Source organism: Microbacterium sp. UCD-TDU, from assembly GCF_000340625.1.
Classification (GTDB): domain Bacteria; phylum Actinomycetota; class Actinomycetes; order Actinomycetales; family Microbacteriaceae; genus Microbacterium; species Microbacterium maritypicum.
Genome location: NZ_KB454447.1, coordinates 173791 through 196275 on the forward strand (window position 1 = coordinate 173791; position 22485 = coordinate 196275).

21 protein-coding genes are annotated in these 22485 nt (G+C 68.6%); 15 read left to right on the forward strand and 6 right to left on the reverse strand.

Annotated features, from left to right (window positions below; genetic code table 11):
* The first annotated feature begins 121 nt into the window (after positions 1-121).
* The 7 genes from D514_RS31195 to D514_RS31225 all read left to right on the forward strand — a co-directional run bounded on the left by D514_RS31195 (position 122) and on the right by D514_RS31225 (position 6912).
* Entirely contained in the window at positions 122-1057 is a 936-nt protein-coding gene (locus D514_RS31195; RefSeq protein WP_017830297.1) for a sugar-binding transcriptional regulator, read from the forward strand.
* The gene (deoC, locus tag D514_RS31200; RefSeq protein WP_017830298.1) at positions 1054-2055 is read left to right on the forward strand and encodes a deoxyribose-phosphate aldolase; all 1002 of its coding nucleotides are present in this window, start codon (positions 1054-1056) and stop codon (positions 2053-2055) included. The genes D514_RS31195 and deoC overlap by 4 nt, the downstream gene beginning before the upstream one ends.
* A gap of 13 nt (positions 2056-2068) precedes the next feature.
* A complete protein-coding gene (locus D514_RS31205; RefSeq protein WP_017830299.1) occupies positions 2069-3511 on the forward strand; it encodes an aldehyde dehydrogenase family protein in 1443 nt (480 codons plus the stop codon).
* Complete coding sequence (locus D514_RS31210; RefSeq protein ID WP_017830300.1) at positions 3508-4359, forward strand: aldehyde dehydrogenase family protein; 852 nt, start codon at positions 3508-3510, stop codon at positions 4357-4359. Before D514_RS31205 ends, D514_RS31210 begins: the two co-directional genes overlap by 4 nt.
* A 303-nt stretch (positions 4360-4662) precedes the next feature.
* Complete coding sequence (locus D514_RS39005; RefSeq protein WP_186004845.1) at positions 4663-4980, forward strand: hypothetical protein; 318 nt, start codon at positions 4663-4665, stop codon at positions 4978-4980.
* A gap of 130 nt (positions 4981-5110) precedes the next feature.
* Positions 5111-6379 (forward strand): ATP-dependent Clp protease ATP-binding subunit ClpX, encoded by a 1269-nt coding sequence (gene clpX, locus D514_RS31220; protein ID WP_017830302.1) that lies wholly within the window; start codon positions 5111-5113, stop codon positions 6377-6379.
* The gene (locus tag D514_RS31225) at positions 6376-6912 is read left to right on the forward strand and encodes an NUDIX hydrolase (protein WP_017830303.1); all 537 of its coding nucleotides are present in this window, start codon (positions 6376-6378) and stop codon (positions 6910-6912) included. Before clpX ends, D514_RS31225 begins: the two co-directional genes overlap by 4 nt.
* A gap of 71 nt (positions 6913-6983) precedes the next feature.
* On the opposite strand, the gene D514_RS38155 is transcribed toward D514_RS31225, so the two are convergent.
* Genes D514_RS38155 through D514_RS31235 form a run of 3 tightly spaced genes read right to left on the reverse strand, consistent with a single transcriptional unit; the run spans position 6984 to position 10503 of the window.
* Entirely contained in the window at positions 6984-7481 is a 498-nt protein-coding gene (locus D514_RS38155) for a GyrI-like domain-containing protein (RefSeq protein WP_017830304.1), read from the reverse strand.
* Between the two features lie 19 nt (positions 7482-7500).
* On the reverse strand, positions 7501-9552 hold the full coding sequence (locus tag D514_RS31230) for a M3 family metallopeptidase (protein ID WP_031206028.1): 2052 nt from the start codon (positions 9550-9552) through the stop codon (positions 7501-7503).
* 33 nt (positions 9553-9585) lie between these two features.
* On the reverse strand, positions 9586-10503 hold the full coding sequence (locus D514_RS31235) for a LysR family transcriptional regulator (RefSeq protein ID WP_017830306.1): 918 nt from the start codon (positions 10501-10503) through the stop codon (positions 9586-9588).
* Between the two features lie 82 nt (positions 10504-10585).
* Here D514_RS31235 and tdh point away from each other — a divergent pair, with 82 nt between their 5' ends.
* The 4 genes from tdh to D514_RS31255 are packed head-to-tail and all read left to right on the forward strand — an operon-like array spanning position 10586 to position 13706.
* On the forward strand, positions 10586-11629 hold the full coding sequence (tdh, locus tag D514_RS31240; RefSeq protein WP_017830307.1) for an L-threonine 3-dehydrogenase: 1044 nt from the start codon (positions 10586-10588) through the stop codon (positions 11627-11629).
* A complete protein-coding gene (locus tag D514_RS31245) occupies positions 11629-12807 on the forward strand; it encodes a glycine C-acetyltransferase (RefSeq protein WP_017830308.1) in 1179 nt (392 codons plus the stop codon). The genes tdh and D514_RS31245 overlap by 1 nt, the downstream gene beginning before the upstream one ends.
* 60 nt (positions 12808-12867) lie before the next feature.
* Complete coding sequence (locus D514_RS31250) at positions 12868-13491, forward strand: transcriptional regulator (protein ID WP_017830309.1); 624 nt, start codon at positions 12868-12870, stop codon at positions 13489-13491.
* A complete protein-coding gene (locus D514_RS31255; protein WP_017830310.1) occupies positions 13488-13706 on the forward strand; it encodes a hypothetical protein in 219 nt (72 codons plus the stop codon). Before D514_RS31250 ends, D514_RS31255 begins: the two co-directional genes overlap by 4 nt.
* A 27-nt stretch (positions 13707-13733) precedes the next feature.
* Here D514_RS31255 and D514_RS31260 read toward each other — a convergent pair whose 3' ends face one another.
* Together D514_RS31260 and valS are read right to left on the reverse strand one after the other, a co-directional pair.
* Positions 13734-13949, reverse strand: coding sequence for a hypothetical protein (locus tag D514_RS31260; RefSeq protein WP_017830311.1), 216 nt, complete (start codon positions 13947-13949; stop codon positions 13734-13736).
* On the reverse strand, positions 13949-16564 hold the full coding sequence (gene valS / locus D514_RS31265; protein ID WP_017830312.1) for a valine--tRNA ligase: 2616 nt from the start codon (positions 16562-16564) through the stop codon (positions 13949-13951). Before valS ends, D514_RS31260 begins: the two co-directional genes overlap by 1 nt.
* Before the next feature lie 170 nt (positions 16565-16734).
* Here valS and D514_RS31270 point away from each other — a divergent pair, with 170 nt between their 5' ends.
* The 4 genes from D514_RS31270 to D514_RS31285 are packed head-to-tail and all read left to right on the forward strand — an operon-like array spanning position 16735 to position 21635.
* A complete protein-coding gene (locus D514_RS31270; protein ID WP_031206032.1) occupies positions 16735-18348 on the forward strand; it encodes an ABC transporter substrate-binding protein in 1614 nt (537 codons plus the stop codon).
* Positions 18349-18373: 25 nt separating this feature from the next.
* Entirely contained in the window at positions 18374-19321 is a 948-nt protein-coding gene (locus tag D514_RS31275) for an ABC transporter permease (protein ID WP_017830314.1), read from the forward strand.
* On the forward strand, positions 19318-20130 hold the full coding sequence (locus D514_RS31280; protein WP_017830315.1) for an ABC transporter permease: 813 nt from the start codon (positions 19318-19320) through the stop codon (positions 20128-20130). The genes D514_RS31275 and D514_RS31280 overlap by 4 nt, the downstream gene beginning before the upstream one ends.
* Entirely contained in the window at positions 20127-21635 is a 1509-nt protein-coding gene (locus tag D514_RS31285) for an ABC transporter ATP-binding protein (protein ID WP_017830316.1), read from the forward strand. Before D514_RS31280 ends, D514_RS31285 begins: the two co-directional genes overlap by 4 nt.
* A gap of 7 nt (positions 21636-21642) precedes the next feature.
* Here the strand turns inward: D514_RS31285 and D514_RS31290 are convergent, their stop codons facing one another.
* Positions 21643-22293 carry a pentapeptide repeat-containing protein gene (locus tag D514_RS31290; protein WP_017830317.1) on the reverse strand — a complete coding sequence of 217 codons (651 nt, stop codon included), beginning with the start codon at positions 22291-22293 and terminating at the stop codon, positions 21643-21645.
* Positions 22294-22485 lie beyond the last annotated feature (192 nt).

A 22485-nucleotide genomic window follows, 5' to 3' on the forward strand; every position in this document is an offset into this window, starting at 1 on the left:
CGACGGGCGCCCTTTCGTCGTCCCGGCGGATGTGCACTCACCCTCGCCGAGATTGCGCATATGAGCAAGATGGTGCGCGAACGCTGTCAAAGGCCTACTCTGGAGGAGGAAGGAGGAAGCCGTGGAAGAAGATCTGCTCATGGTTCGCGTCGCCGAGCTGTACTACGACGAGGACAAGACCCAGGACGAGATCGGCGGACTCCTCAAGATCTCGCGATGGAAGGTCGGTCGGCTGCTCACGCAGGCCCGCGAACGTGGCATCGTGCGCATCGAGATCGTGCACCCGCGTGCTCGCAGGCTCGGCCTCGAGCGGCTTCTGGTCGACGGGTTCGGACTGACGGATGCCGTCGTCGTGCCGGCACCCGACGGCGATGACGGCACACTCGAGCGCGTCGCCCAGGCCGCCGCAGACTTCCTGACCGCCCTCCGGCCGGTGCCCCGCACTCTCGGGGTGAGCTGGGGACGCACGCTCCGCGCAGTCGCCGAAGCGCTCCCCGACGGGTGGGCGAACGGCGTGACCGTCGTGCAGCTCAACGGGGGAGTGAGCCTGAACCGGCGCTCCGGCGGAGCTGCCGGCCTCGCTGTCACGATCGCGCAGCGCGCCTCGGGACAGGTCTCCCTGCTTCCGAGCCCTGCGATCCTCGAGCGCGTGGAGACGAAGCAGGCGATCGAGTCCGACCGCACGGTCGCCGCAGTGCTCGAAGAAGCCGCGGAGGCGCAGGCGTTCCTGTTCACCGCCGGACCCTGCGATGCCTCTTCCGCTCACGTCGAGAACGGATACCTCAGCGCCGAGGACGTGGAAGAGCTCGCGCGTCGTGGCGCGGTCGGAGACGTTCTCGGGCGCTATGTCGACGCCGAGGGCAACATCGTCGACTCGCAGCTCGATGCACGAACGGTCGGCGTCTCGCTCGACCGCCTGCGCGGAGCCACCCGTGCGATCTTCGTCACGGCGGGACCCGCCAAGCACGACATCGCGCGCACTGTCGTGACCAGCGGCCTGTGCGGCGTTCTGGTGACCGATGAGACCACAGCACGAGCATTGTTGGAGGAACAGTGACGACCAAAGAACTCAACCGCAGGACGGCGGTGGACGTTCTGGGCGGAGAGCCCGACGACGCCACGCTGCGGCGTTTCCTGCACGGACTTCCCGGAGTGGACGCCGTCGGTCTGGAGCAGCGCGCTGCCGGGCTCGGCACCCGCTCGATCAAGACCACCTCGAAGGCGTGGGCGCTCGACACGATCATCAAGCTGATCGACCTGACGACGCTCGAGGGTGCGGACACCCCCGGCAAGGTGCGCTCCCTGGTCGCCAAGGCGAAGAACCCGGATGCCGCCGATGCGTCGACCCCGCGGGTTGCCGCCGTCTGCGTCTACGGCGACATGGTCGCCGACGCGGTCACGGCGCTGGGGAGCCTGCACGGCGACCCCGACGATGGTCTGATCTCCGTCGCGGCGGTGGCCACGGCATTCCCGAGCGGGCGCTCCTCGCTCGCGATCAAGCTTGCCGACACCGCTGAGGCGGTCGCCGCAGGAGCCGACGAGATCGACATGGTCATCGACCGTGGGGCGTTCCTGTCGGGCCGCTACGGTCTCGTGTTCGACCAGATCGCCCAGGTCAAGGAAGCGTGCCGTCGCGAAGACGGCTCCTACGCCTCGCTCAAGGTGATCCTGGAGACCGGTGAGCTGAACACCTACGACAACATCAAGCGCGCCTCGTGGCTCGGCATCCTGGCCGGAGGCGACTTCATCAAGACCTCGACCGGCAAGGTCCAGCCCGCCGCGACGCTCCCGACCACCCTGCTGATGCTGGAGACCGTGCGCGACTGGCACCGTGGCACCGGAGAGAAGATCGGCGTCAAGCCGGCCGGTGGCATCCGTTCCTCGAAGGACGCGGTGAAGTATCTCGTGACCGTCGCCGAGACCGTGGGTGAGGAGTGGCTCCAGCCGCACCTCTTCCGCTTCGGCGCATCCAGCCTCCTCAACGATGTGCTCCTGCAGCGTCAGAAGCTCAGCTCCGGCCACTACTCGGGCCCCGACTACGTCACGATCGACTGACGGGAAGACGAACATGTCATTTCTGGAATACGCTCCCGCACCGGAGTCCACCGCGATCCTGAACCTCAAGGACAGCTACGGTCTGTTCATCGACGGCGAGTTCGTCGACGGCTCGGGCACCCCGTTCCACACCATCTCGCCGGCGACGGAGAAGCACATCGCCGAGATCGCCTCGGCCAGTGACGAGGATGTCGACCGCGCGGTCGCCGCCGCTCGTCGCGCCTACGAGAAGACCTGGTCGAAGATGAGCGGCCGCGATCGCGGCAAGTACCTCTTCCGCATCGCGCGCCTCGTGCAGGAGCGCGCCCGCGAGCTCGCCGTCGCCGAGAGCCTCGACAACGGCAAGCCGATCAAGGAGAGTCGCGACGTCGACGTGCCGCTGGTCGCCTCGTGGTTCTTCTACTACGCGGGCTGGGCGGACAAGCTCGATCACGCCGGACTCGGCGCGAACCCCCGCGCTCTCGGCGTCGCCGGGCAGATCATCCCGTGGAACTTCCCGCTGTTGATGCTCGCCTGGAAGATCGCGCCTGCACTCGCCGCCGGCAACACGGTCGTGCTCAAGCCTGCGGAGACCACGCCGCTCACGGCGCTGATCTTCGCGGAGATCCTTCAGCAGGCCGACCTTCCGGCCGGTGTCGTGAACATCGTGACGGGTGCCGGTGCCACCGGCTCCACTCTCGTCCGCCACCCGGATGTGGACAAGGTGGCCTTCACCGGTTCGACCGGTGTCGGGCGCGACATCGCGCGGGCCGTGGCAGGCACCCACAAGAAGCTGACGCTGGAGCTCGGCGGCAAGGCCGCGAACATCGTGTTCGACGACGCCCCCATCGATCAGGCCATCGAAGGCATCGTGAACGGGATCTTCTTCAACCAGGGTCACGTGTGCTGCGCGGGAAGCCGCCTGCTGGTGCAGGAGTCGATCCACGATGAGGTCGTCGACCGGCTCAAGACGCGCCTGTCGACGCTGCGCCTCGGCGACCCGCTCGACAAGAACACCGACATCGGTGCGATCAACTCCGCAGCCCAGCTGGCGCGCATCCGTGAGCTCAGCGACATCGGGGAAGCCGAGGGCGCAGAGCGCTGGAGCGCGGACTGTGCGATCCCGGAGCAGGGCTTCTGGTTCGCCCCGACGATCTTCACCGGTGTCGAGGCGTCGCATCGCATCGCCCGTGATGAGGTCTTCGGCCCCGTGCTCTCGGTGCTCACCTTCCGCACGCCCGCCGAGGCCATCGCGAAGGCGAACAACACGCCTTACGGCCTGTCCGCAGGCATCTGGTCCGACAAGGGATCGCGCATCCTCGCGGTGGCCGACCGCCTGCGTGCCGGTGTCATCTGGGCCAACACCTTCAACCGCTTCGACCCGTCGAGCCCGTTCGGCGGCTACAAGGAGTCCGGGTTCGGCCGCGAGGGCGGCCGCCAGGGTCTCACCGCCTACCTCAAGGGAGCCGCAGCATGAGCAAGCGACTGACCGTGCCCAAGACGTACAAGCTGGCGATCGGCGGGGCCTTCCCGCGGAGCGAGTCCGGCCGCACGTACGAGGTGCTCACCCCCAAGGGTGCCTTCCTCGCGAATGCGGCGAAGGGTTCCCGCAAGGACGCTCGCGACGCCGTCGTGGCCGCTCGCGCTGCGGTCAAGGGCTGGTCCGGTGCGACCGCCTACAACCGCGGACAGGTCCTGTACCGCGTCGCGGAGGTGCTCGAAGGCCGTCGTGCGCAGTTCGTCGAGGAGATCTCGGCGCAGGAGGGCGTCTCGGCGGCGGCCGCGGCCTCGCAGGTCGACGAAGCCATCGATCTCTGGGTCTGGTACGCCGGATGGTGCGACAAGTACGCCCAGGTGGCGGGCAACGCGAACCCCGTCTCGGGTCCGTACTTCAACATCTCCGTTCCGGAGCCCACCGGGGTCGTCGCGATCGTGGCACCCCAGGACTCGGCCCTGCTCGGTCTGGTGTCGGTCGTGGCTCCGGCTCTGGTTGCCGGGAACACGGTGGTCGTCGTCGCGAGCGAGCAGCACCCGCTCTCGGCCATCAGCCTCGCCGAGGTGTTGGCCACCAGCGACGTCCCCGGTGGCGTCGTCAACGTGCTGACGGGCTCGCCGGCGGAGATCGCCCCGTGGTTGGCCTCGCACCAGGACGTGAACGCGCTCGACCTGGCGGGAGCGGGAGCTCTCGACTGGGTCGACATGCAGATCGCTGCGGCCGAGACGCTCAAGCGCGTGCTGACTCCGGGTGAGGTCGTCGCCTCTCCGGAGCGGATCGGCGCGTTCACGGAGATCAAGACCGTCTGGCACACCAAGAGCATGGTCTGACGACTATCCGAACGACGGAGGGCCCTGCCGCGCGTCGCGCCGCAGGGCCCTCTCTCGCGAAAGGGCGTTGCGGGAGCATCTCTGTGGTTTCATGACGGCATGACGATCACGCCACGTCGGAATTCCTCCGCGGTCTTGTCGCTCCTGCTCGCCGGGACACTCTTGCTCGGGGGATGCGCCGTGGTGCCGGCCGAGACGGGCGGTGCGGGGAGTCCGGCCCCGCCCACGCCCACCGTGGCGTGCCCCCAGAACGACGGTGCGGTGCTTCCCCCGGAATGCGCGCCGTACGATCCGGATCACGCCATGGCGCAGAACGATCGATATCGGGATCGCATGGAGCTCTCGGACGAGGCTGCGGCAGGAGCGGTGCAGCCGGTGACCGACCTGCGTGTGCGTCTGGAAGCACTGCGGACGGAAGGCGAGATCTCGATCCGGGCCGTCGAGCAGGCGTTGCAGGAGATCGGCCTCCCGGACGCCGTGGTCCGCGGTGACGAGGCTGCCGTGGAGTTCGGCGCCGGCGCGCCCGAGGGCGGGTGCGTGTTCGGCGAGGTGCGTCAGGACGCGGTCCGCGTCGAGGCGGGCGGATACATCATGGACGGAGGGTGCCTGCCCGCGCAGTGAATCCGGATCCGACTCGCCGCAGATCAGAGCTCGCCGGTATGCGCAAAGCACTACGCGCCAATGCGGCCCGGTGTCGTATGCAGCGGTTAGGCTCGAAGGACGATCTCTGATCCCCCCTAGGAGGACGCGCATGGCACGCATCGGTGAAAGCGCTGACCTGTTCAAATGCTCTTTCTGCGGAAAGAGTCAGAAGCAGGTCCAGCAGCTCATCGCGGGCCCCGGCGTGTACATCTGCGACGAGTGCGTCGAGCTGTGCAACGAGATCATCGAAGAGCGCATGGCCGAGTCGTCCGCCGACGGGGTCGCCGAGTTCGAGCTCCCCAAGCCGCGTGAGATCTTCGCCTTCCTCGAGGAGTATGTCGTCGGCCAGGAGCCTGCGAAGCGTGCCCTCGCCGTCGCCGTCTACAACCACTACAAGCGCGTGCGTGCGCACGGCACCCTGCAGACCGCCGAGCAGAAGGCGGAAGAGGTCGAGATCGCCAAGAGCAACATCCTGCTCATCGGCCCGACCGGATGCGGCAAGACCTACCTCGCACAGACACTCGCGAAGCGCCTCAACGTCCCGTTCGCCGTGGCCGATGCCACCGCGCTGACCGAGGCCGGCTACGTCGGCGAAGACGTCGAGAACATCCTCCTCAAGCTCATCCAGGCCGCGGACTACGACGTCAAGCGCGCGGAGCAGGGCATCATCTACATCGACGAGGTAGACAAAATCGCCCGCAAGGCCGAGAACCCCTCGATCACCCGCGACGTCTCGGGCGAGGGCGTGCAGCAGGCTCTCCTCAAAATCATCGAGGGCACGGTCGCCTCGGTTCCGCCGCAGGGCGGCCGCAAGCACCCGCACCAGGAGTTCCTGCAGATCGACACCTCGAATGTGCTGTTCATCGTCGCCGGAGCCTTCGCGGGCCTGGAAGACATCGTGTCGGCGCGTGTCGGCAAGCACGGCATAGGCTTCGGCGCCCCGCTGCACGACAAGGGCAAAGACCTCGATCTCTTCAGCGAGGTTCTCCCCGAAGACCTGCACAAGTTCGGACTCATCCCCGAGTTCATCGGGCGTCTTCCGGTCGTCACCTCGGTGTCGCCTCTCGACCAGTCCGCGCTCATCGACATCCTCACCGGCCCGCGCAACGCTCTCGTGAAGCAGTACCAGCGCATGTTCGAGATCGACGGCGTGCAGCTCGAGTTCGAAGAGGATGCACTGCGATCGATCGCCGACCTCGCCGTCGAGCGCAAGACCGGTGCCCGCGGACTCCGCGCGATCCTGGAAGACGTGCTGGGACCGATCATGTTCGAGATCCCGTCGGCGGAAGATGTCGCCAAGGTCATCGTCACGCGCGCGGCCGTCGACGAAGGCGCACCGCCCACCATCGTGATGGAGCGCAAGCGCAAGAGCGCGTGAGTGCTGAGCCGGCCGCCTGGACGACGATCGCCCGCAGGACGGTCGTCGAAGACCGGTGGATCCGTCTGCGCGCGGACGACTGCGAAGACACCAGCGGCCGGTCGATAGCGCCGTACTACGTGCTGGAGTACGGCGACTGGATCTCGGTACTGGCCCTCGACGGGAACGACGACGCGATCGTCGTCGAGGAATACCGTCATGGCGCCGCCATCGTGGCCATCGGCACGATCGGCGGGGGAGTGGAGCCCGGGGAGTCGCCGGAGGACGCGGCCGCCCGGGAACTCCTCGAGGAGACGGGCTTCGAGTCCGACGACCTCATCGGGCTCGGTGCGACGTGGGCCAACTTCGGCAACCACACCAACCGCGTGCACCACTTCCTCGCGCGAGGATGCCGGCGCATCGCGGAGCAGTCACTCGACGACGGCGAGTCGATCGCCGTGCACGTGCTGTCGCTCGACGGGCTCGGTGACCGCCTCGCGCAGAGCTACCACCAGCTCACCTGGTACAAGGCGATGGACTGGCTCGGACGATGACCGGTGCCGCGGCATTGGGCGGGGATCGTCACACCGCTCCGCCGCAGTAGTCGGCGCTGCCTCGTAGCGGGTCAGGCGGTCCGCATCAGCAGATCGGTGCGCAGCTCCGCCGGCGCGGTGCTCGGGTCGGAGACGTAGACCTCGATCCAGACGCCTCCCGGGCGGAGGCCTTCTGCGCCTGCGCGCTCGACCAGCCCTGCCCACGCGGCGCCGAGCTCTTCGTAGGAACCCAACAGGGTCGTCGCGACCGCTGGGCCTTCGGGCAGGGTCGAGGCGACGATCACACTCCCGCTGGCGGTCGGGATGGGATGCTCGGGCGGCGACTGCACGGGGTAGCCGATCTCGAGGTCGAACACGCCCATCGGATCACCGTGGTAGATCGCCAGCGCAGGGCCGGTCGGGATCAGCACGTCGCCTGCGAACGTCAGTGCGATCGCCGAGTAGCTCGCGTCGAACGCGGCCGGGAGGTCGGCGATGCGGATGCCTTTGTGTCGGATGACAGCGAGGGGGACGGCGTCGAGGTCGAGCCGGTCGGCAGGACCGAAGGGGGCGTCGGGGAATGCACTCATGCGCTCAGGGTCTCACGACTCACGAGCCCAGTCCACGGCGCTTCAGGAGCGGTTCGATGTCGGCATCGCGGCCGCGGAAGTCGCGGTAGGCCTCGAGCGGATCCTTCGAGCCGCCCACTCCGAGCAGGCGCTGGCGGAATCGGTCGCCGTTGCCTCGCGTCAGACCGCCGTTCTCGCGGAACCACTCGACCGTGTCGGCGTCGAGCACCTCGCTCCAGATGTACGAGTAGTAGCCGGCGCTGTAGCCGCCCGAGAACACATGGGCGAAGTAGGTGGACGAGTATCGGGTCGGGACGGCCGGATCGTCGAGTCCGATGTCGGTCAGCGCTGCAGCCTCGAAGGCGGCGACGTCGTCGACGTGTGCCTCTGTGCCCAGCCGATGCCATGCCTGGTCCAGCCATGCCGCCGCCAGGTACTCGCTGGTGGCATGCCCCTGGTCGAACGTCTCGGTCGTTCGCAGGCGCTCCACGATCGCGGGGTCGAGCGGTGCGCCGGTCTCGTGGTGCCGGGCATAGTTGTCGAGCACCTCGGGCCACAGGATCCACATCTCATTCACCTGGCTCGGGAACTCGACGAAGTCACGGAACACGTTCGTCCCGGCGAAGTGCGGGTAGGTCACGGTCGCGAAGAGTCCGTGCAGCGCATGCCCGAACTCATGGAACAGCGTGGTCACCTCGTCGAGGGTCAGCAGCGTCGGCTCGCCGTCTCCGGGGAGGGGCACGTTCAGGTTGTTGACGACGACGGGTGCCGTGCCGCGCAGTCGGGACTGGCTCACGATGGCGTTCATCCAGGCGCCGCCGCGCTTCGAGTCGCGGGTGTACAGGTCGAGCACGTAGAGACCGACTGCGGTTCCGTCGGCGTCGCGCACCTCGAAGACGCGGGCGCCGGGGTGGTACGCGGCGAGGTCTTCGCGCTCGGAGAAGGTCACCCCGTAGAGCCGGTTCGCCGCGAAGAAGACTCCGTCCTGCAGGACGCGCTCTGCCTCGAACCAGGGGCGCAGCGCACTGGAGTCGATGTCGTATCTGGCTGTGCGCACGCGTTCCGTGTAGAAGGCCCAGTCATGCGCCTCGATCGGGAAGGGCGCTGCCTCGGTCTCGTCGACGATCGCCTGGAGTGCGGCACGCTCAGCGCGGGCGTTGCGCGCGGACGGGGCGGCGAGGCGGCGGAGCATCCTCTCGACGGCATCCGGCGTGCCTGCGGTCTCATCGGCGGTGACATAGGCCGCGTGCGAGTCGTAGCCGAGCAGCTTCGCGCGTTCGGCGCGCAACCGCACGATCTCCCGCAGTACCGGTCGGTTGTCGTTGGCGTTGTCCCGAGAGGCCCGCATGAGCGAGGCCGCCATGATGCGCCGCCGCGACTCCCTCACGCGCAGCTGCGCCAGTGCGGGATGCCCGCTGAACAGCGGCAGCGTGATGAGGTACTTGCCGTCGAGCCCCCGATCCGCCGCCGCGCGCGCGGCAGCGGACAGCTCACCCGCGCTCAGCCCGTCGAGTTCATCGGGGGCATCGAACACCACGGCGAGAGCGTTGGTGTCGTTCAGCAGGTTGCGCTCGAAGGTGTTGGTCAGCGTCGACAGCTTCTGGTTCAGAGCCGTCAGCTGCGCCTTGTCCTCGTCGTCGAGACTGGCGCCCGCGTGCGTCATCTCGCGGTGATGGCGCTCCACGAGGTAGCGCTGCTCGGGGTCGAGGTCCAGGGCATCGCGCTGCTCGTACACCCGCTGCACCCGCCAGTAGAGCTGACCGTCGAGCATGATCGCGTCCTGGTGGGCCGCCATGAGCGGTGCGAGCTGCTCATCGATCTCCTGGATGTCGGGCGTCGCATCGGCCGAGCTCACCGTGTAGAAGGTGTGCGCGACGCGGTCGAGCAGTTCGCCTGATCGCTCCAGTGCTTCGATCGTGTTCTCGAATGTCGGCATCGAGCGCACCATCGTGATGCGTGCGATCTCGCGAAGCTGCTCCTGGAAACCCGCCTGGAACGCGGGGAGATAGTGCTCGGGCCGGATCGCGCCGTAGTCGGGGAGCCCGTAGGGGAGCGTCGACGGCTGCATCAGCGGATTCGTGGCGTCGGTCATGCCCACGAGCCTATCCACCGTGACTTGGCGCGCTCAGGATCCGTCCTCGCTCAGGCGCGTCATCACCCCGCGGAGGGCTTCGACGACCACGCGGACCGATCGGCGACGCAGAGTCTCGGGACGGGCGAGCAGGTCGATCATCCGATGGGTGCTCACTCCCTCGAGCGGGATGCGCACGATGTCGCGGTCGTCGACGCTGCGCGACGTGAATCGGGGCAGCATCCCGATCACCCCGCCGGCGGCCACGACCGCGGAGACCGCGCCGTAGTCGTTGATGCGGTGCTGGATGTCGACGGGGTGACGAGCAACCGCTGACACGGCACGGAGCACGTCATCGGGGGAGTATCCGATGCGACTGGTGACCCACCTCTCGCCCGCGACGTCGGCCGGTGTGAGGTTCGCGCGATCGGCGAGGCGATGGGCCGTCGAGACGGCGACGTCGAGCGGCTCGCGGATCAGCGTGAGACTGCGCACGCCCTGATCGGGCCAGGGCTCGGAATGCTCCATGCGATGCGCGAGCACGAGGTCGTAGCGTGCGGTGAGTGCGGGGAACTCGCTCTGGGCGACGTCCTCGTCGGTGAGCTGCACCGTCGGCGCGTTCTCGGAGGACGACAGCTCCCTCACCAAAGGGCCGAACAGGGCCTGTCCGACGCTGTGGAATCCGCTGACGCTCACGACCCCCGTGGCCGCACCTTCGAAGTCGTCGAGGGCGTGCCGCGCTGCGGCCATCGCGTCGATGGCCTCGGCACCCGCCGTTGCCAGCACCTCGCCGGCTGGCGTGAGCGCGAGCGTGCGTCCGAGCCTGCGGGTCAGCGGGGTCGGAACGCCTCTCTGCAGGGCGGCGAGCTGTTGCGAGACGGCGGACGGGGTGACTCGGAGCGCATCGGCCACCGCCGTCACGCTCCCGAGAGCGCCGAGCTCTCGCAGGATCTGCAGCTGATGGAGTTCCACGTTCTCAGTGTAGGTGCGGCTACATCGATGATGCAGACGATGCCGATTGCTCTACATCGTCTGATGCGATGGGATCGAACACATGAAGGCACTGTACAAAGGCGCACCCGGCGCCGGACTCGAGCTCGTCGAGCGTCCTGATCCGACAGCCGGCACCGACGACGTCGTCATCCGGGTGTTGCGCACGGGGATCTGCGGCACCGATCTGCACATCCTCCGCTGGGATGACTGGGCGGCGTCCGCGATCGCCGCTCCGCTCATCCCCGGCCACGAGTTCTACGGGGAGGTCGTCGAGGTCGGCCCCGGTGTGCGCGACATCGCCCTCGGCGACCGGGTGTCCGGCGAAGGACACATCGTGTGCGGCACGTGTCGCAACTGCCGGGCGGGTCGCCGCCAGATGTGCATCCGCACGATCGGCCTCGGTCTGCAGCGCGACGGCGCCTTCGCGGAGTACCTCGCTCTTCCCGCGACGAATGTGTGGGTGCACCACTCCGAGGTGACGCCCGAACTCGGTGCGATCTTCGATCCCCTCGGCAACGCCGTCCACACCGCCCTCACGTATCCGCTCGTCGGTGAGGACGTGCTCGTCACCGGCTGTGGACCCATCGGGCTGATGGCGATCGCGGTGGCCCGGCACGCGGGTGCACGGTTCATCACGGCGACCGACGTCAGCGCACCCCGCCTGGAGATGGCCCGCCGGATGGGCGCCGACGAGGTGGTCGACGTCTCGGTCCGCGACATCCGCGATGCGCAGCAGGCGCTCGGAATGCGGGAGGGGTTCGACATCGGATTCGAGATGAGCGGTGCGCCCTCGGCTCTCCCGGCCATGATCGACAACATGAACCACGGCGGCCGCATCGCGATGCTGGGTCTGCCCAGCGCGGGGTTCGGAGTCGATTGGGGCAAGCTCGTCACCCACATGCTCACGATCAAGGGCATCTACGGACGCGAGATGTTCGAGACATGGAACGCGATGGGGGCGATGCTGCAGACCAGCGCGACCCTGCGGGACGCCATCGGCCGGGTGATCGCCGAGGTCGTCCCCGCTCGCGACTGGGAGCGCGGCTTCGCTGCGGCCGAGTCTGCGGGAACGGGCAAGATCATCCTCGACTGGACGGAGCTGTGATGTACGGGACTTTTCAGAAGCATGTGGCCGGAGAGCTGGCGGGGATCGAGGAGGCCGGGCTCACCAAGCACGAGCGCGGCATCCGCGGACCGCAGAACGCCTCGATCACCGCAGACGGCACGGAGGTGCTGAACTTCTGCGCCAACAACTACCTCGGCCTCGCCGACGACCCGCGCATCCTCGACGCCGCGACCACAGCCCTGCAGGAATGGGGGTACGGTCTGGCCAGTGTGCGCTTCATCTGCGGTACCCAGGAGCAGCACCTCGAGCTCGAGCGTCGGCTCGCCGACTTCCTCGGCACCGACGAGGCCATCCTGTACTCGTCGTGCTTCGACGCGAACGGGGGCGTGTTCGAGACGCTCTTCTCCGCCGAGGATGCGATCATCTCGGACGAGCTCAACCATGCGTCGATCATCGACGGCATCCGGCTCTCGAAAGCGCGCAGGCTCCGCTACCGCAACCGCGACATGGTCGATCTCGAAGCGCAGCTGCAGGCCGCCTCGGACGCCCGTTTCCGTGTGGTGGTGACGGACGGCGTGTTCTCGATGGACGGCTACATCGCACCGCTCGCCGAGATCTGCGACCTGGCAGAGCGTTATGACGCCCTCGTCTTCGTCGACGACTCCCACGCCGTCGGCTTCGTGGGCGAGAACGGCCGAGGGACGCCGGAGCTCTGCGGAGTCGCCGACCGCGTCGACATCTACACCGGCACATTCGGTAAGGCGCTCGGCGGCGCATCCGGTGGCTACGTCGCCTCGCACGCGGAGATCGTGGCTCTGTTGCGCCAGCGATCCCGTCCGTACCTCTTCTCGAACACGCTCGCCCCGGCGATCGTGGCAGGCACCCTGACCGCGCTCGACCTCGTCCAGGGGTCGGCCGATCTTCGTGCGCGTCTGCGCAGCAATGCCGCGCTCTTCCGCGAGCGCATGACCGCCGAGGGGTTCGACCTGCTGCCGGGGGAGCACCCGATCGTCCCGGTCATGTTCGGCGACGCCGCGAAGACGGCGCGGATCGCTCGCGAGATGCAGGAGCGCGGTGTCTACGTGACTGCCTTCAGCTTCCCCGTCGTGCCCCGCGACCTGGCACGGATCCGGGTGCAGCTCTCGGCGGCGCACACGCCGGAGCAGATCGAGAGCTGCGTCGCGGCCTTCGTCGCCGCACGGGCGGCGATCGACTGATCCGCAGATCGTGCAAAGAAACACTTGCAAAGAATTCTTTGCAACGGTATCTTTGCAAGCATGACGAACGAGACGCAGGTCAGGACTCTGGACGCCAGTGCGCTGAAGGCCCTGGCGCACCCGCTCCGGGTGAAGATCTTCGACCTTCTCGCCGCTCGTGGTCCGCAGACGGCGAGCTCGCTCGCCGCCCTCGTGGGGGAGACCTCGGGGTCGACCAGCTACCACCTCCGCGCCCTTGCCGCGCACGACCTCATCCGCGAGGTCGAGGGGCGGGGCACGGCGCGCGAGCGATGGTGGGAGCGGCCCAAGGGGCGCATCGACGTGCCGGGGCCCGACGAGATGACCTCGCCGGCGAACCGTGCCGCTGCGCAGATCGTCACGTCGGAGTTCTTCCGGCTGCGGCACGAGACGTTGATGTCGTACCTCAACCGACCGCAGTCCGAGGTGCCCGAGGCCTGGCGCGATGTGGGGATCACGATCACCACCCACCTCGACATGACGCCGGAGCAGGCCATGTCGCTCCGGGAGGAGCTCGAGAGCATCGTGGAGAGGGCCATCGAGCGCTATCGGGGTCAGACCGGCCCCGATGTCCGACGCGTCTCGCTCCGCACCGAACTCTTCGACCTTCCGACGCCGCAGCAGGCGACGCGCGGATCCAGCGACGACACCGTGGAGGAATCATGACCAGCGCGACTCTTCACCTGGTGGCGCCGACCCAGACCGAACGCGGGCTGCTGAGACTCGCCGGCCATCTCACCGCCTACGTCGAGCACCGCATCTCGCGGCGCGCCGAACGGCGTGAGCTCTCCCTCGATCTGCTGCGCGAACAGCAGACCCGTAGGCAGGATCCGCGCGCCGTCGATCACGCTCTCGCCCAGCTCGGGCTGACCCGGCGCTGAGACCCGGTCTCGTCCTGGCGGGGAGGTTCAGTCCTCGAAGGGGCGGGCGACGATCTCGCCGGAGGTGGTCTGGAAGACCTCCCACCCCGCGTCGAGCTCCGCGATCGCACGGCCTTCCAGCCAGGTGAGCGTCCAGTGGCCGGTCAGCCCCTTGGCCTCGACCTCGGCGATCGCCGGCCGCAGGGAGGCGGGGACGGAGGCCGGAGCCGCGGACCCCGCCGCCCAGCGCGTGCCCAGCTGCATCAGGACGCCTCGACCGGAGCGAGCTCGATCGCGGTGACCGCGAACGCCTCCGCCTCGGTGAACTCGAGCTCGGCGATGCGGCCGACGGCGCGGAGGTCGTCGGCGGCTGCCCGGAGGGCGTCGAGCTTCGTGGCGGGGGCGGCGATCGCCGCGCGCGAGACCGGAGTCTTCTGCGAGGCCTTCGCCTCGGTCTTCGCGCGGCGGATGCCGATCAGCGCTTCACTGGCCGCAGCCAGCACCGCCGGGTCGCCGTCGATGCCGAGCGGCGTCGGCCACGCGGCCGTGTGCACGGAGCCCTCTTCGAACCAGGACCACGATTCCTCTGCCGCGAAGGACAGCACCGGAGCCAGCAGGCGGAGAAGCGTCGACAGGGCCAGACGCAGCGAGAGCGCCGCGGAGGCCTGCCCCACGTCGGCCTGGTTGTAGGCGCGCTCCTTCACGAGCTCGAGATAGTCGTCGCAGAACGTCCAGAAGAAGGCCTCGGTGACTTCCAGCGCACGAGCGGCGTCGTACCGCTCGAACGCCTTGGTGGCCTCGACCACGACGCTGTCGAGCGCGGTCAGCATCGACGCGTCGAGGGCGTGAGTCACCTGCGCACCCTCAGGTACGGGGAACGACAGCACGAACTTCGCCGCGTTCAGCACCTTGATGGCCAGACGGCGACCGATCTTCACCTGCGTCGGGTTCTGCGGGTCGAACGCCGCGTCCATGCCGAGGCGGCTGGAGGCGGCCCAATAGCGCACCGCGTCGGAGCCATGGGCCTCGAGCACGTCGGCCGGGGTGACCACGTTGCCCTTCGACTTCGACATCTTCTTGCGGTCGGGGTCGACGATGAATCCGGAGATCGCGGCGTTGCGCCACGGCGTCCTGTCGTCTTCGAGCGTCGAGCGCAGCATCGTCGAGAACAGCCAGGTGCGGATGATGTCCTGACCCTGGGGGCGCAGGTCGAACGGAGCGGTGAGCTGCCAGAGCTCCTCGTCGCGCTGCCAGCCGCCCGCGAGCTGCGGGGTGAGGGACGAGGTCGCCCAGGTGTCGAGGATGTCGGCCTCGGCGTCGAAGCCGCCTGCCACGCCGCGCTGGTCCTCGGTGTACCCGGCGGGCACGTCGGTGGTCGGGTCGATCGGGAGCGTCGCCGCATCCGGGGTGAGCACGCGGTCGTAGTCGCGCTCGCCGTTCTCGTCCAGGGCGTACCAGAGGGGGATCGGCACACCGAAGAAGCGCTGACGCGACACCAGCCAGTCGCCGGTCAGGCCGCCGACCCAGTTCTCGTAGCGCACACGCATGAACTCGGGGTGCCAGGCGAGCTCCTCGCCGTGGGCGATGAGCTTGTCGCGCAGCTCGCCGTCGCGGGCACCGTTGCGGATGTACCACTGCCGCGTGGAGACGATCTCGAGCGGACGGTCGCCCTTCTCGAAGAACTTCACCGCGTGGTTGAACGGCTTGCCGACAGCGGTCATGTCGCCCGTCGCCTGCAGCTTCTCCACGATCGCCTTGCGCGCGCTGAAGACGGTCTTGCCCGCGATCTCCTCGCCGTACCAGGTCACCGCCTCGGGGTTGGAGACGGAGGCGGGGGCCCCGGGAAGGAACCGCCCGTCCAGGCCGATCGTGGTCATGTTCGGCAGCGACTCGTTGTCGGTGGTGCGCAGCTCGCGCCACCAGATGATGTCGGTCACATCGCCGAAGGTGCAGACCATGGCAGCGCCGGTGCCCTTGTCGGGCTGGGCGAGGTGGTGCCCGTGGATCTCGATCTCGGCGCCGAAGAAGGGGGTCTTCACCTTGGTGCCGATGAGGTGCTTGTGCGGACCCTCAGGGTGCGTCACGATCGCGATGCACGCGGGGAGCAGCTCCGGGCGGGTGGTGTCGATCGCAATCGATCCCGAGCCGTCCGCGAAGGGGAACTCGATCGTGTGATACGCCGCCTGCTGGTCGCGGTCCTCGAGCTCGGCCTGCGCGATGGCGGAGCGGAAGTCGATGTCCCACAGCGTCGGGGCCAGCGCCTGATACGCCTCACCGCGCTCGATGTTGCGCAGGAACGCGAGCTGGCTCTGACGGATGGTGTGGTCGGAGATCGTGCGGTAGGTCTGCGTCCAGTCCACGCTCAGTCCGAGCTGGCGGAACAGCGCCTCGAACTGCTTCTCGTCCTCGATCGTGAGGCGCTCGCAGAGTTCGATGAAGTTGCGGCGGCTGATCGGCTGCTGATCGGCTGCACGGCTGGACTTGTTGTCGCCACCCTCGAACGGGGGCGTGAAGTCGGGCGTGTAGGGGAGCGAGGGGTCGCACCGCACACCGTAGTAGTTCTGCACACGGCGCTCGGTGGGCAGGCCGTTGTCGTCCCATCCCATCGGGTAGAACACGGTCTTGCCGCGCATGCGCTCGAAGCGCGCCTTCACGTCGGTGTGCGTGTAGGAGAACACGTGTCCGATGTGCAGGCTGCCCGATGCCGTGGGAGGAGGGGTGTCGATCGAGTACACGCCGTCACGGCCTGCCTGCGCCGCGCGCAGACGATCGAACAGGTAGGTGCCCTGCTCGGCCCATGCGGCATCCCACTTCGCTTCGAGGCCTTCGAGTACGGGCTTGTCGGGAATCTGGTTCTGCGACGATTCGGAAGCAGGCATGAAGGTCTCCTCGAGCGATGTATGCGGCACTGTGTGAGCGTGCCTGAGTGTGGGTGGTGCCGAACAGTCTACCGAGCATCGCGGGCGCGGCAGGTCGCTGCAGATCGACCCGGTCCAACAATCCGCCGTAGGATGGGGGGACCCCGACCCGCTCGTCCAGAGGAATCGTCATGCCCGCAAATTCAGTGCGTCGTCTCCTGCCCTTCGCGGCGCTCGCCGCTGCCACCGCCCTGGTGCTCAGCGCCTGCGCGGCCCCCGGTTCCGAGGGAGAGGGCGGGGGAGAGCTCGTGTGGTCCATCGAGGGCGCGAACCTCTCGGCCGGGCACATGGACCCGCAGGTGAGCCAGCTCGACGTCTCCGGCATGGTGCAGCGGGCCGTGCTCGACTCGCTGGTGTTCCAGGAGGCGGACGGAACGTTCAGCCCGTGGCTTGCGAAGAGCTGGGAAGTCTCGCCGGACAGCACGGAGTACACCTTCGTGCTCCGGGACGACGTGACCTTCACCGATGGCGAGAAGTTCGACGCCGCCGCGGTCAAGGCGAACTTCGACCGCATCGTCGACCCCGAGACGGCTTCCGCTCAGGCTGCCAGCATGCTCGGTGCCGACTTCTACAAGGGCACGGAGGTCGTCGACGATTACACGGTCACGGTGTCCTTCACCCAGCCGTACGCCCCGTTCCTGCAGGCGGCGAGCACGCCGCAGCTGGGCTTCTACTCGCCGGCCGTGCTCGCGAAGTCCGCAGACAAGCTCAAGGCCGGCGGACCCGACATCACCGTGGGCACCGGGCCGTTCGAGCTCACCGAGTACACGCCAGACCAGGAGATCGTCTACACCCGCAACGACGACTACGCGTGGGGTCCGCACGACACCGAGGCTCCGAAGTTCGAGACCCTGCGCGTCGAGATCCAGCCGGAGGCCTCGGTCCGCACCGGTGTCGTCACCAGCGGCGAGGCCGACCTCGCCAGCAACATCCCGCCGAACCTCGCGAAGGACCTCGGCGACGGCGTCACGGTCGACTCGATCGAGTACCCGGGTCTGCCGTACTCGCTGTACCTGAACGAGAAGTACGGGGTGTTCGCCGACGAGAAGGTGCGCCAGGCCTTCGCCCGCGGCATCGACATCGACGCCGCTGTCGAGGAGATCTACTTCGGACAGTTCCCGCGGGCATGGAGCATCCTCGGCTCGACGACTCCGGGCTACGACGCGTCGCTCGAGGGCAGCTGGCCGTTCGATCAGGATGCGGCCGATGCGCTGCTCGACGAGGCCGGATGGACGGATCGCGACACCGACGGCATCCGCATGAAGGACGGCAAGCGACTCTCCGTGCGCTGGATCGCCTGGACGCCGGTTCCCGACGACCGCGCCGCGCTGGCCAACGCCATCCAGTCGGATCTGAAGAGCATCGGCTTCGAGGTTCAGCGTGAGGAGCTCGAGCCCGGCGCCTACAACGAGCAGTACGAGCCGAAGACCTTCGATCTGACCGACTGGGGCTTCTCGGGCGTCGATCCCGATCTGTTGCGCAGTCACCTGCACACCGACGGATTCCAGAACGCCTCGCAGGTGAGCGACCCGCAGATCGACGCCTTGCTCGAACAGGCCGTCGCCTCCAGCGACCAGGACAAGCGCAACGAGCTGTACACCCAGCTGCAGCAGTGGAACGCCACGTACACGGCCATCGTGCCGCTGTACAGCCCATCGGCGATCACGGCCGTCGGCGACCGCGTCGAGGGACTCGAGTACGACCTGTACGGTCGGCCGCTGTTCTACGATGTGACCGTCGGCTGAACCGTCGACGGAGCGGAGGGCACGGGTGGTGAAGGCTGCTCTCGCCCGTATCGCCGGTCTGGTCGCATCCGTCGTCATCGTCCTGTGGGGCGCGGCGACCGTCGCCTTCCTCGCGTTCCGGGTGATCCCCGGTGACCCCGTCTCGGTGATGCTGGGGCCCCAGGCGCAGGTGAGTGAGGGCGTCAAGGACGGGATCCGCGCCGACCTGGGGCTCGACCGTCCGCCGTTCGAGCAGTACCTCGGCTTCATCGGCCAGCTCGCTCGGGGAGATCTGGGGGAGTCGTACCAGCTGCGGATGCCGGTGACGGAGGTGATCGGACGTCAGCTCGGAGCGACGGTGCAACTCTCGGTGCTCGCGCTCGTGATCGCCCTCGTGCTCGCGCTCGCGGTGGCGGTCCTCGTGCGGGGCAGGGCAGCGCGCACGATCGCGGCCGCTGTGGAGCTCGTGGTGCTCTCCTCCCCGGTGTTCTGGATCGGGCTCGTCCTGCTCAGCGTCTTCGCCTTCGGGCTGGGCTGGTTCCCGGTGTCGGGAGCCCGCAACCCCGCCACGCTCGTCCTGCCGGCGATCACGCTCGCGCTCCCGGTCGCCGCGCTGCTCAGTCAGGTGCTGCGTGACGGCCTGATGCAGGCGGAGCGCATGCCGTTCGCCGAGACGGTGCGTGCCCGCGGTGCGAGCTCCTCGTGGTTCACCCTGCGGCACGGACTGCGGCACGGCGCCGCATCGGCCGTGACGCTCGCGGCCTACCTGACCGGATCCGTGCTCGGTGGCGCGGTGCTGGTGGAGACCGTGTTCGCGCGTCCGGGCCTGGGCCGCGTGACCCTCGCCGCGATCAGCGACCGCGACCTCCCGGTGATCACCGGGATCATCCTGCTGAGCGCTCTGGTCTTCGTCGCGGTGAACCTCGTGGTCGAACTCGTGCATCCCCTGATCGATCCGCGTATCAGGGCCTCGCGATCCGGAGACGTCCGATGAGGCGCGCGCAGCGGGTGCTGCTGTGGGTCGCGATCCTCGTGCTCGCGGCGATCGTGTTCGCCGCGCTCTGGCCCGGCGTGCTCGCCACTCACGATCCGCTGCAGACCGCTGTCCGCTCCGCTCTGCTTCCGCCGAGTGCCGAGCACCTGTTCGGCACCGATCAGAGCGGGCGCGACGTGTACTCCCGAGTCATCTACGGCGCAGGGCGTTCGCTGGGTATCGGACTCCTCGCCACCGGGGTGGCGCTCGTCGTCGGGCTCGTCATCGGCGCGCTCGCCGGAGTCGCACCGAAGGGCATCGATACCACCGTGATGCGGGTGAATGACGTGCTGATGGCCTTCCCCGAGTTCCTCGTCGCGCTGGTCGTGGTCGCGGTCCTGGGTCCGGGGCCGGTGAACATCGCGATCGCGGTGACCCTGGCCGCTGTGCCCGTCTACATCCGGCTGGCGCGCGTGCAGACGCAGACGCTGCGCGTCGCCGAGCACGTCGAGGCGGCCCGTATCCTCGGCGTCCCGCGGGTGCGCGCGTTCACCCGGCACGTGGTACCCGGTGTCCTCGGCGCCCTGAGCGTGCTCGCGACCATCGGCATCGGTTCGAGCATCCTGGCCGCGGCCGGGCTCAGCTTCCTGGGTCTCGGTCCCTCGGAGCCGACACCGGAGTGGGGGCTCATGCTCGCCGGTGGTCGCAACGTGCTGGGACAGGCGTGGTGGATCTCGCTGTTCCCCGGCATCGCGATCACGCTCACCGTGGTGTCGGCGACGGTCGTCGGACGGATCCTGCGGGCGCGCGCAGACGGGAGGGTGGCATGAACGCTGCACTGCAGGTGCGGGGGCTGCGGATCGCCTTCGACGGGAAGCGCGTGGTGGACGACGTCTCCTTCACGGTCGAACGCGGAGAGTGCGTCGCGATCGTCGGGGAGTCCGGCGCGGGGAAGTCGCTCACGGCCCGCGCACTGCTGGGGCTGACACCGGCAGAGGCCACCGTCTCCCTGGAGGGCCTCCTCTTCGACGGGAGGGATGCCGCCGGGCTCTCCGAACGGGCGTGGCGCGACCTTCGCGGAGCCGGGATCGCGCTCGTCTCCCAGGACGCCCTGGTCTCGCTCGACCCTCTCCGCCGGGTCGGGGCGGAGGTCGCTGAGCCGCTGCAGCTGCATCGGATGGTCCGCGGACGTGCGGCGCTGGCGGGGCGGGTGCAGGAGCTCCTGGCGCGGGTATGGATGCCCGACCCCGAACGTCGCTCCCGACAGCACCCGCACGAGCTCTCCGGAGGCCTCCGACAGCGGGCACTCATCGCCTCCGCGCTCGCCGCGGCCCCCGCCGTGCTGGTGGCGGACGAGCCGACGACCGCACTCGATGCCACCGTGCAGGCCCGGATCCTCGGGCTGCTGCGCGAGATCACCGATGCAGGTACCGCGCTCGTCTTCATCAGTCACGACTTCGCCGCGGTTCGCCGGATCGCCGACCGAGTCCTCGTGATGAAGAACGGCATCGTGGTGGAATCCGGCACGGTCTCCGAGGTGCTCGAGAACCCCCGGCACGACTACACGAAGCAGCTCATCGCCGCGACGATGCACGAGCCCAGAGCGGCAGCCCCCACGGAGAGCTCGTCGGTGCTGATCGCCCGCGGCCTCTCGCGCAGCTTCGCCACGGTGCCCGCCGTCATCGACGCGACGTTCACGGTGAAAGACGGACAGACGCTCGGCATCGTGGGGGAGTCGGGGTCGGGCAAGACGACACTCGCGCGCATGATCGTCGGGGTCGACACGCCGGACAGCGGCACCCTGCGGTGGACGGCGGAGCGTCGGGTGCAACTCGTGCACCAGAACCCGCTCGGCGCCTTCGATCCACGATGGACGATCGGCCGATCGCTGCGGGAGGCACTGGAGGCGGGAGGCGTGCCTCGCGCGCGACGTGTCGCTCGCGTCGGGGAGCTCCTCGCCGAGGTCGGTCTTTCGCCGGAGATCGCCGACAGACGTCCCAGCGCCCTCTCCGGTGGTCAGCGACAGCGGGCCGCGATCGCCCGCGCGCTCGCCGCCGACCCGGAGGTGCTGGTGCTCGACGAACCCGTCTCGGCGCTCGACCCCTCGGTGCGGGAGCGGGTGCTGCGGTTGCTCGGTCGGTTGCAGCAGGAGCGGCAGCTGACGATGATCCTCGTCTCCCACGATCTCGACGTGGTCGGTGCGGTCGCCGATGAGGTGCTCGTGATGCAGGACGGACGGATCGTCGAGCAGGGGGCCACCGTCGACGTGTTCGCCTCGCCCCAGCATCCGTTCACGCGGGAGCTGGTCGACGCGAGTGGCCCCGCCGGCCGCTGATCTGCCGTCAGTCCTTGATCTGGATGCCGACGCCCGCCGCCAGCGCCGGGGCGAGCTGCTGCACCTGGAACGACGTGAGGGTGGCCCCGCGGAGACTGTGGGCGTCGAGATAGGCGACGGCGTCGAGCCCACGCAGATCCAGGTCCTTCGCGCGCATGCCCCGTGGGTCGACCTCGTCGCTCGATGTGGCTGTGAAGCGCACACGGGAGAGCTCGGCCTGCGGCATGTCGATGGTGCGGATGCTGCACCCCGAGATCTCGAGATCGGTGACCTTGGCCGCCCCCAGATTCAGATAGTCGATGCGCACATCCCGCAGGTGGAGCTCCGAGATGCGCGCCTCGCTGAGGTCGAGAGTGCCGATGCGCCCGCCGCTGATCCGCACCCGCCGCACACCGGCATCGCGCATGCGGAGGGAGGCGATGCGCACACCGGACATGTCGACGTCGACGACCGTCGCGCCGGTGAGGTCGATGGCGTCGGCGTCGGCGCTCACGATGCACTGCTCGAGCGTCGAGTAGGCGAGATCGGCCGTGCCGTTCAGGTCGAGCCGGGCGGCGATGAGGTCGGCGCTGCGCGCGGGAAGTGCAGCCTCGAGCACGGGCGGCAGGTCGGGAGCTGTGACGCGGGGAGGGGTGGGGGACTCGGGGGTGCGGGCCATGCTTCGAGCGTAGGGTGCGCCGGCGACATCGCTTCCGTCGCGCGGGAGGCCGGGGCCAGGAGAGCAGAGGAGCGTCCTGAGGGTGTGCGCACGCGTACACTGGAGACACGAGCATCGATCCGGCCATCACCGGGGAGCTCTCGGAAGAACGGCGTCGCCCTCGGGAAGCGCTCAGTAGAACCGAGCGGGGCA

What these genes read in the sequence shown, in the direction of transcription:
- D514_RS31205 (WP_017830299.1), top strand. Translation starts at nt 2,069, where the DNA reads ATGTCATTTCTGGAATACGCTCCCGCACCGGAGTCCACCGCGATCCTG.
- D514_RS31210 (WP_017830300.1), top strand. Translation starts at nt 3,508, where the DNA reads ATGAGCAAGCGACTGACCGTGCCCAAGACGTACAAGCTGGCGATCGGC.
- D514_RS39005 (WP_186004845.1), top strand. Translation starts at nt 4,663, where the DNA reads ATGGCGCAGAACGATCGATATCGGGATCGCATGGAGCTCTCGGACGAG.
- clpX (WP_017830302.1), top strand. Translation starts at nt 5,111, where the DNA reads ATGGCACGCATCGGTGAAAGCGCTGACCTGTTCAAATGCTCTTTCTGC.
- D514_RS38155 (WP_017830304.1), bottom strand. Translation starts at nt 7,481, where the DNA reads ATGAGTGCATTCCCCGACGCCCCCTTCGGTCCTGCCGACCGGCTCGAC.
- D514_RS31230 (WP_031206028.1), bottom strand. Translation starts at nt 9,552, where the DNA reads ATGACCGACGCCACGAATCCGCTGATGCAGCCGTCGACGCTCCCCTAC.
- tdh (WP_017830307.1), top strand. Translation starts at nt 10,586, where the DNA reads ATGAAGGCACTGTACAAAGGCGCACCCGGCGCCGGACTCGAGCTCGTC.
- D514_RS31245 (WP_017830308.1), top strand. Translation starts at nt 11,629, where the DNA reads ATGTACGGGACTTTTCAGAAGCATGTGGCCGGAGAGCTGGCGGGGATC.
- D514_RS31250 (WP_017830309.1), top strand. Translation starts at nt 12,868, where the DNA reads ATGACGAACGAGACGCAGGTCAGGACTCTGGACGCCAGTGCGCTGAAG.
- D514_RS31255 (WP_017830310.1), top strand. Translation starts at nt 13,488, where the DNA reads ATGACCAGCGCGACTCTTCACCTGGTGGCGCCGACCCAGACCGAACGC.
- D514_RS31260 (WP_017830311.1), bottom strand. Translation starts at nt 13,949, where the DNA reads ATGCAGCTGGGCACGCGCTGGGCGGCGGGGTCCGCGGCTCCGGCCTCC.
- valS (WP_017830312.1), bottom strand. Translation starts at nt 16,564, where the DNA reads ATGCCTGCTTCCGAATCGTCGCAGAACCAGATTCCCGACAAGCCCGTA.
- D514_RS31270 (WP_031206032.1), top strand. Translation starts at nt 16,735, where the DNA reads ATGCCCGCAAATTCAGTGCGTCGTCTCCTGCCCTTCGCGGCGCTCGCC.
- D514_RS31280 (WP_017830315.1), top strand. Translation starts at nt 19,318, where the DNA reads ATGAGGCGCGCGCAGCGGGTGCTGCTGTGGGTCGCGATCCTCGTGCTC.
- D514_RS31285 (WP_017830316.1), top strand. Translation starts at nt 20,127, where the DNA reads ATGAACGCTGCACTGCAGGTGCGGGGGCTGCGGATCGCCTTCGACGGG.
- D514_RS31290 (WP_017830317.1), bottom strand. Translation starts at nt 22,293, where the DNA reads ATGGCCCGCACCCCCGAGTCCCCCACCCCTCCCCGCGTCACAGCTCCC.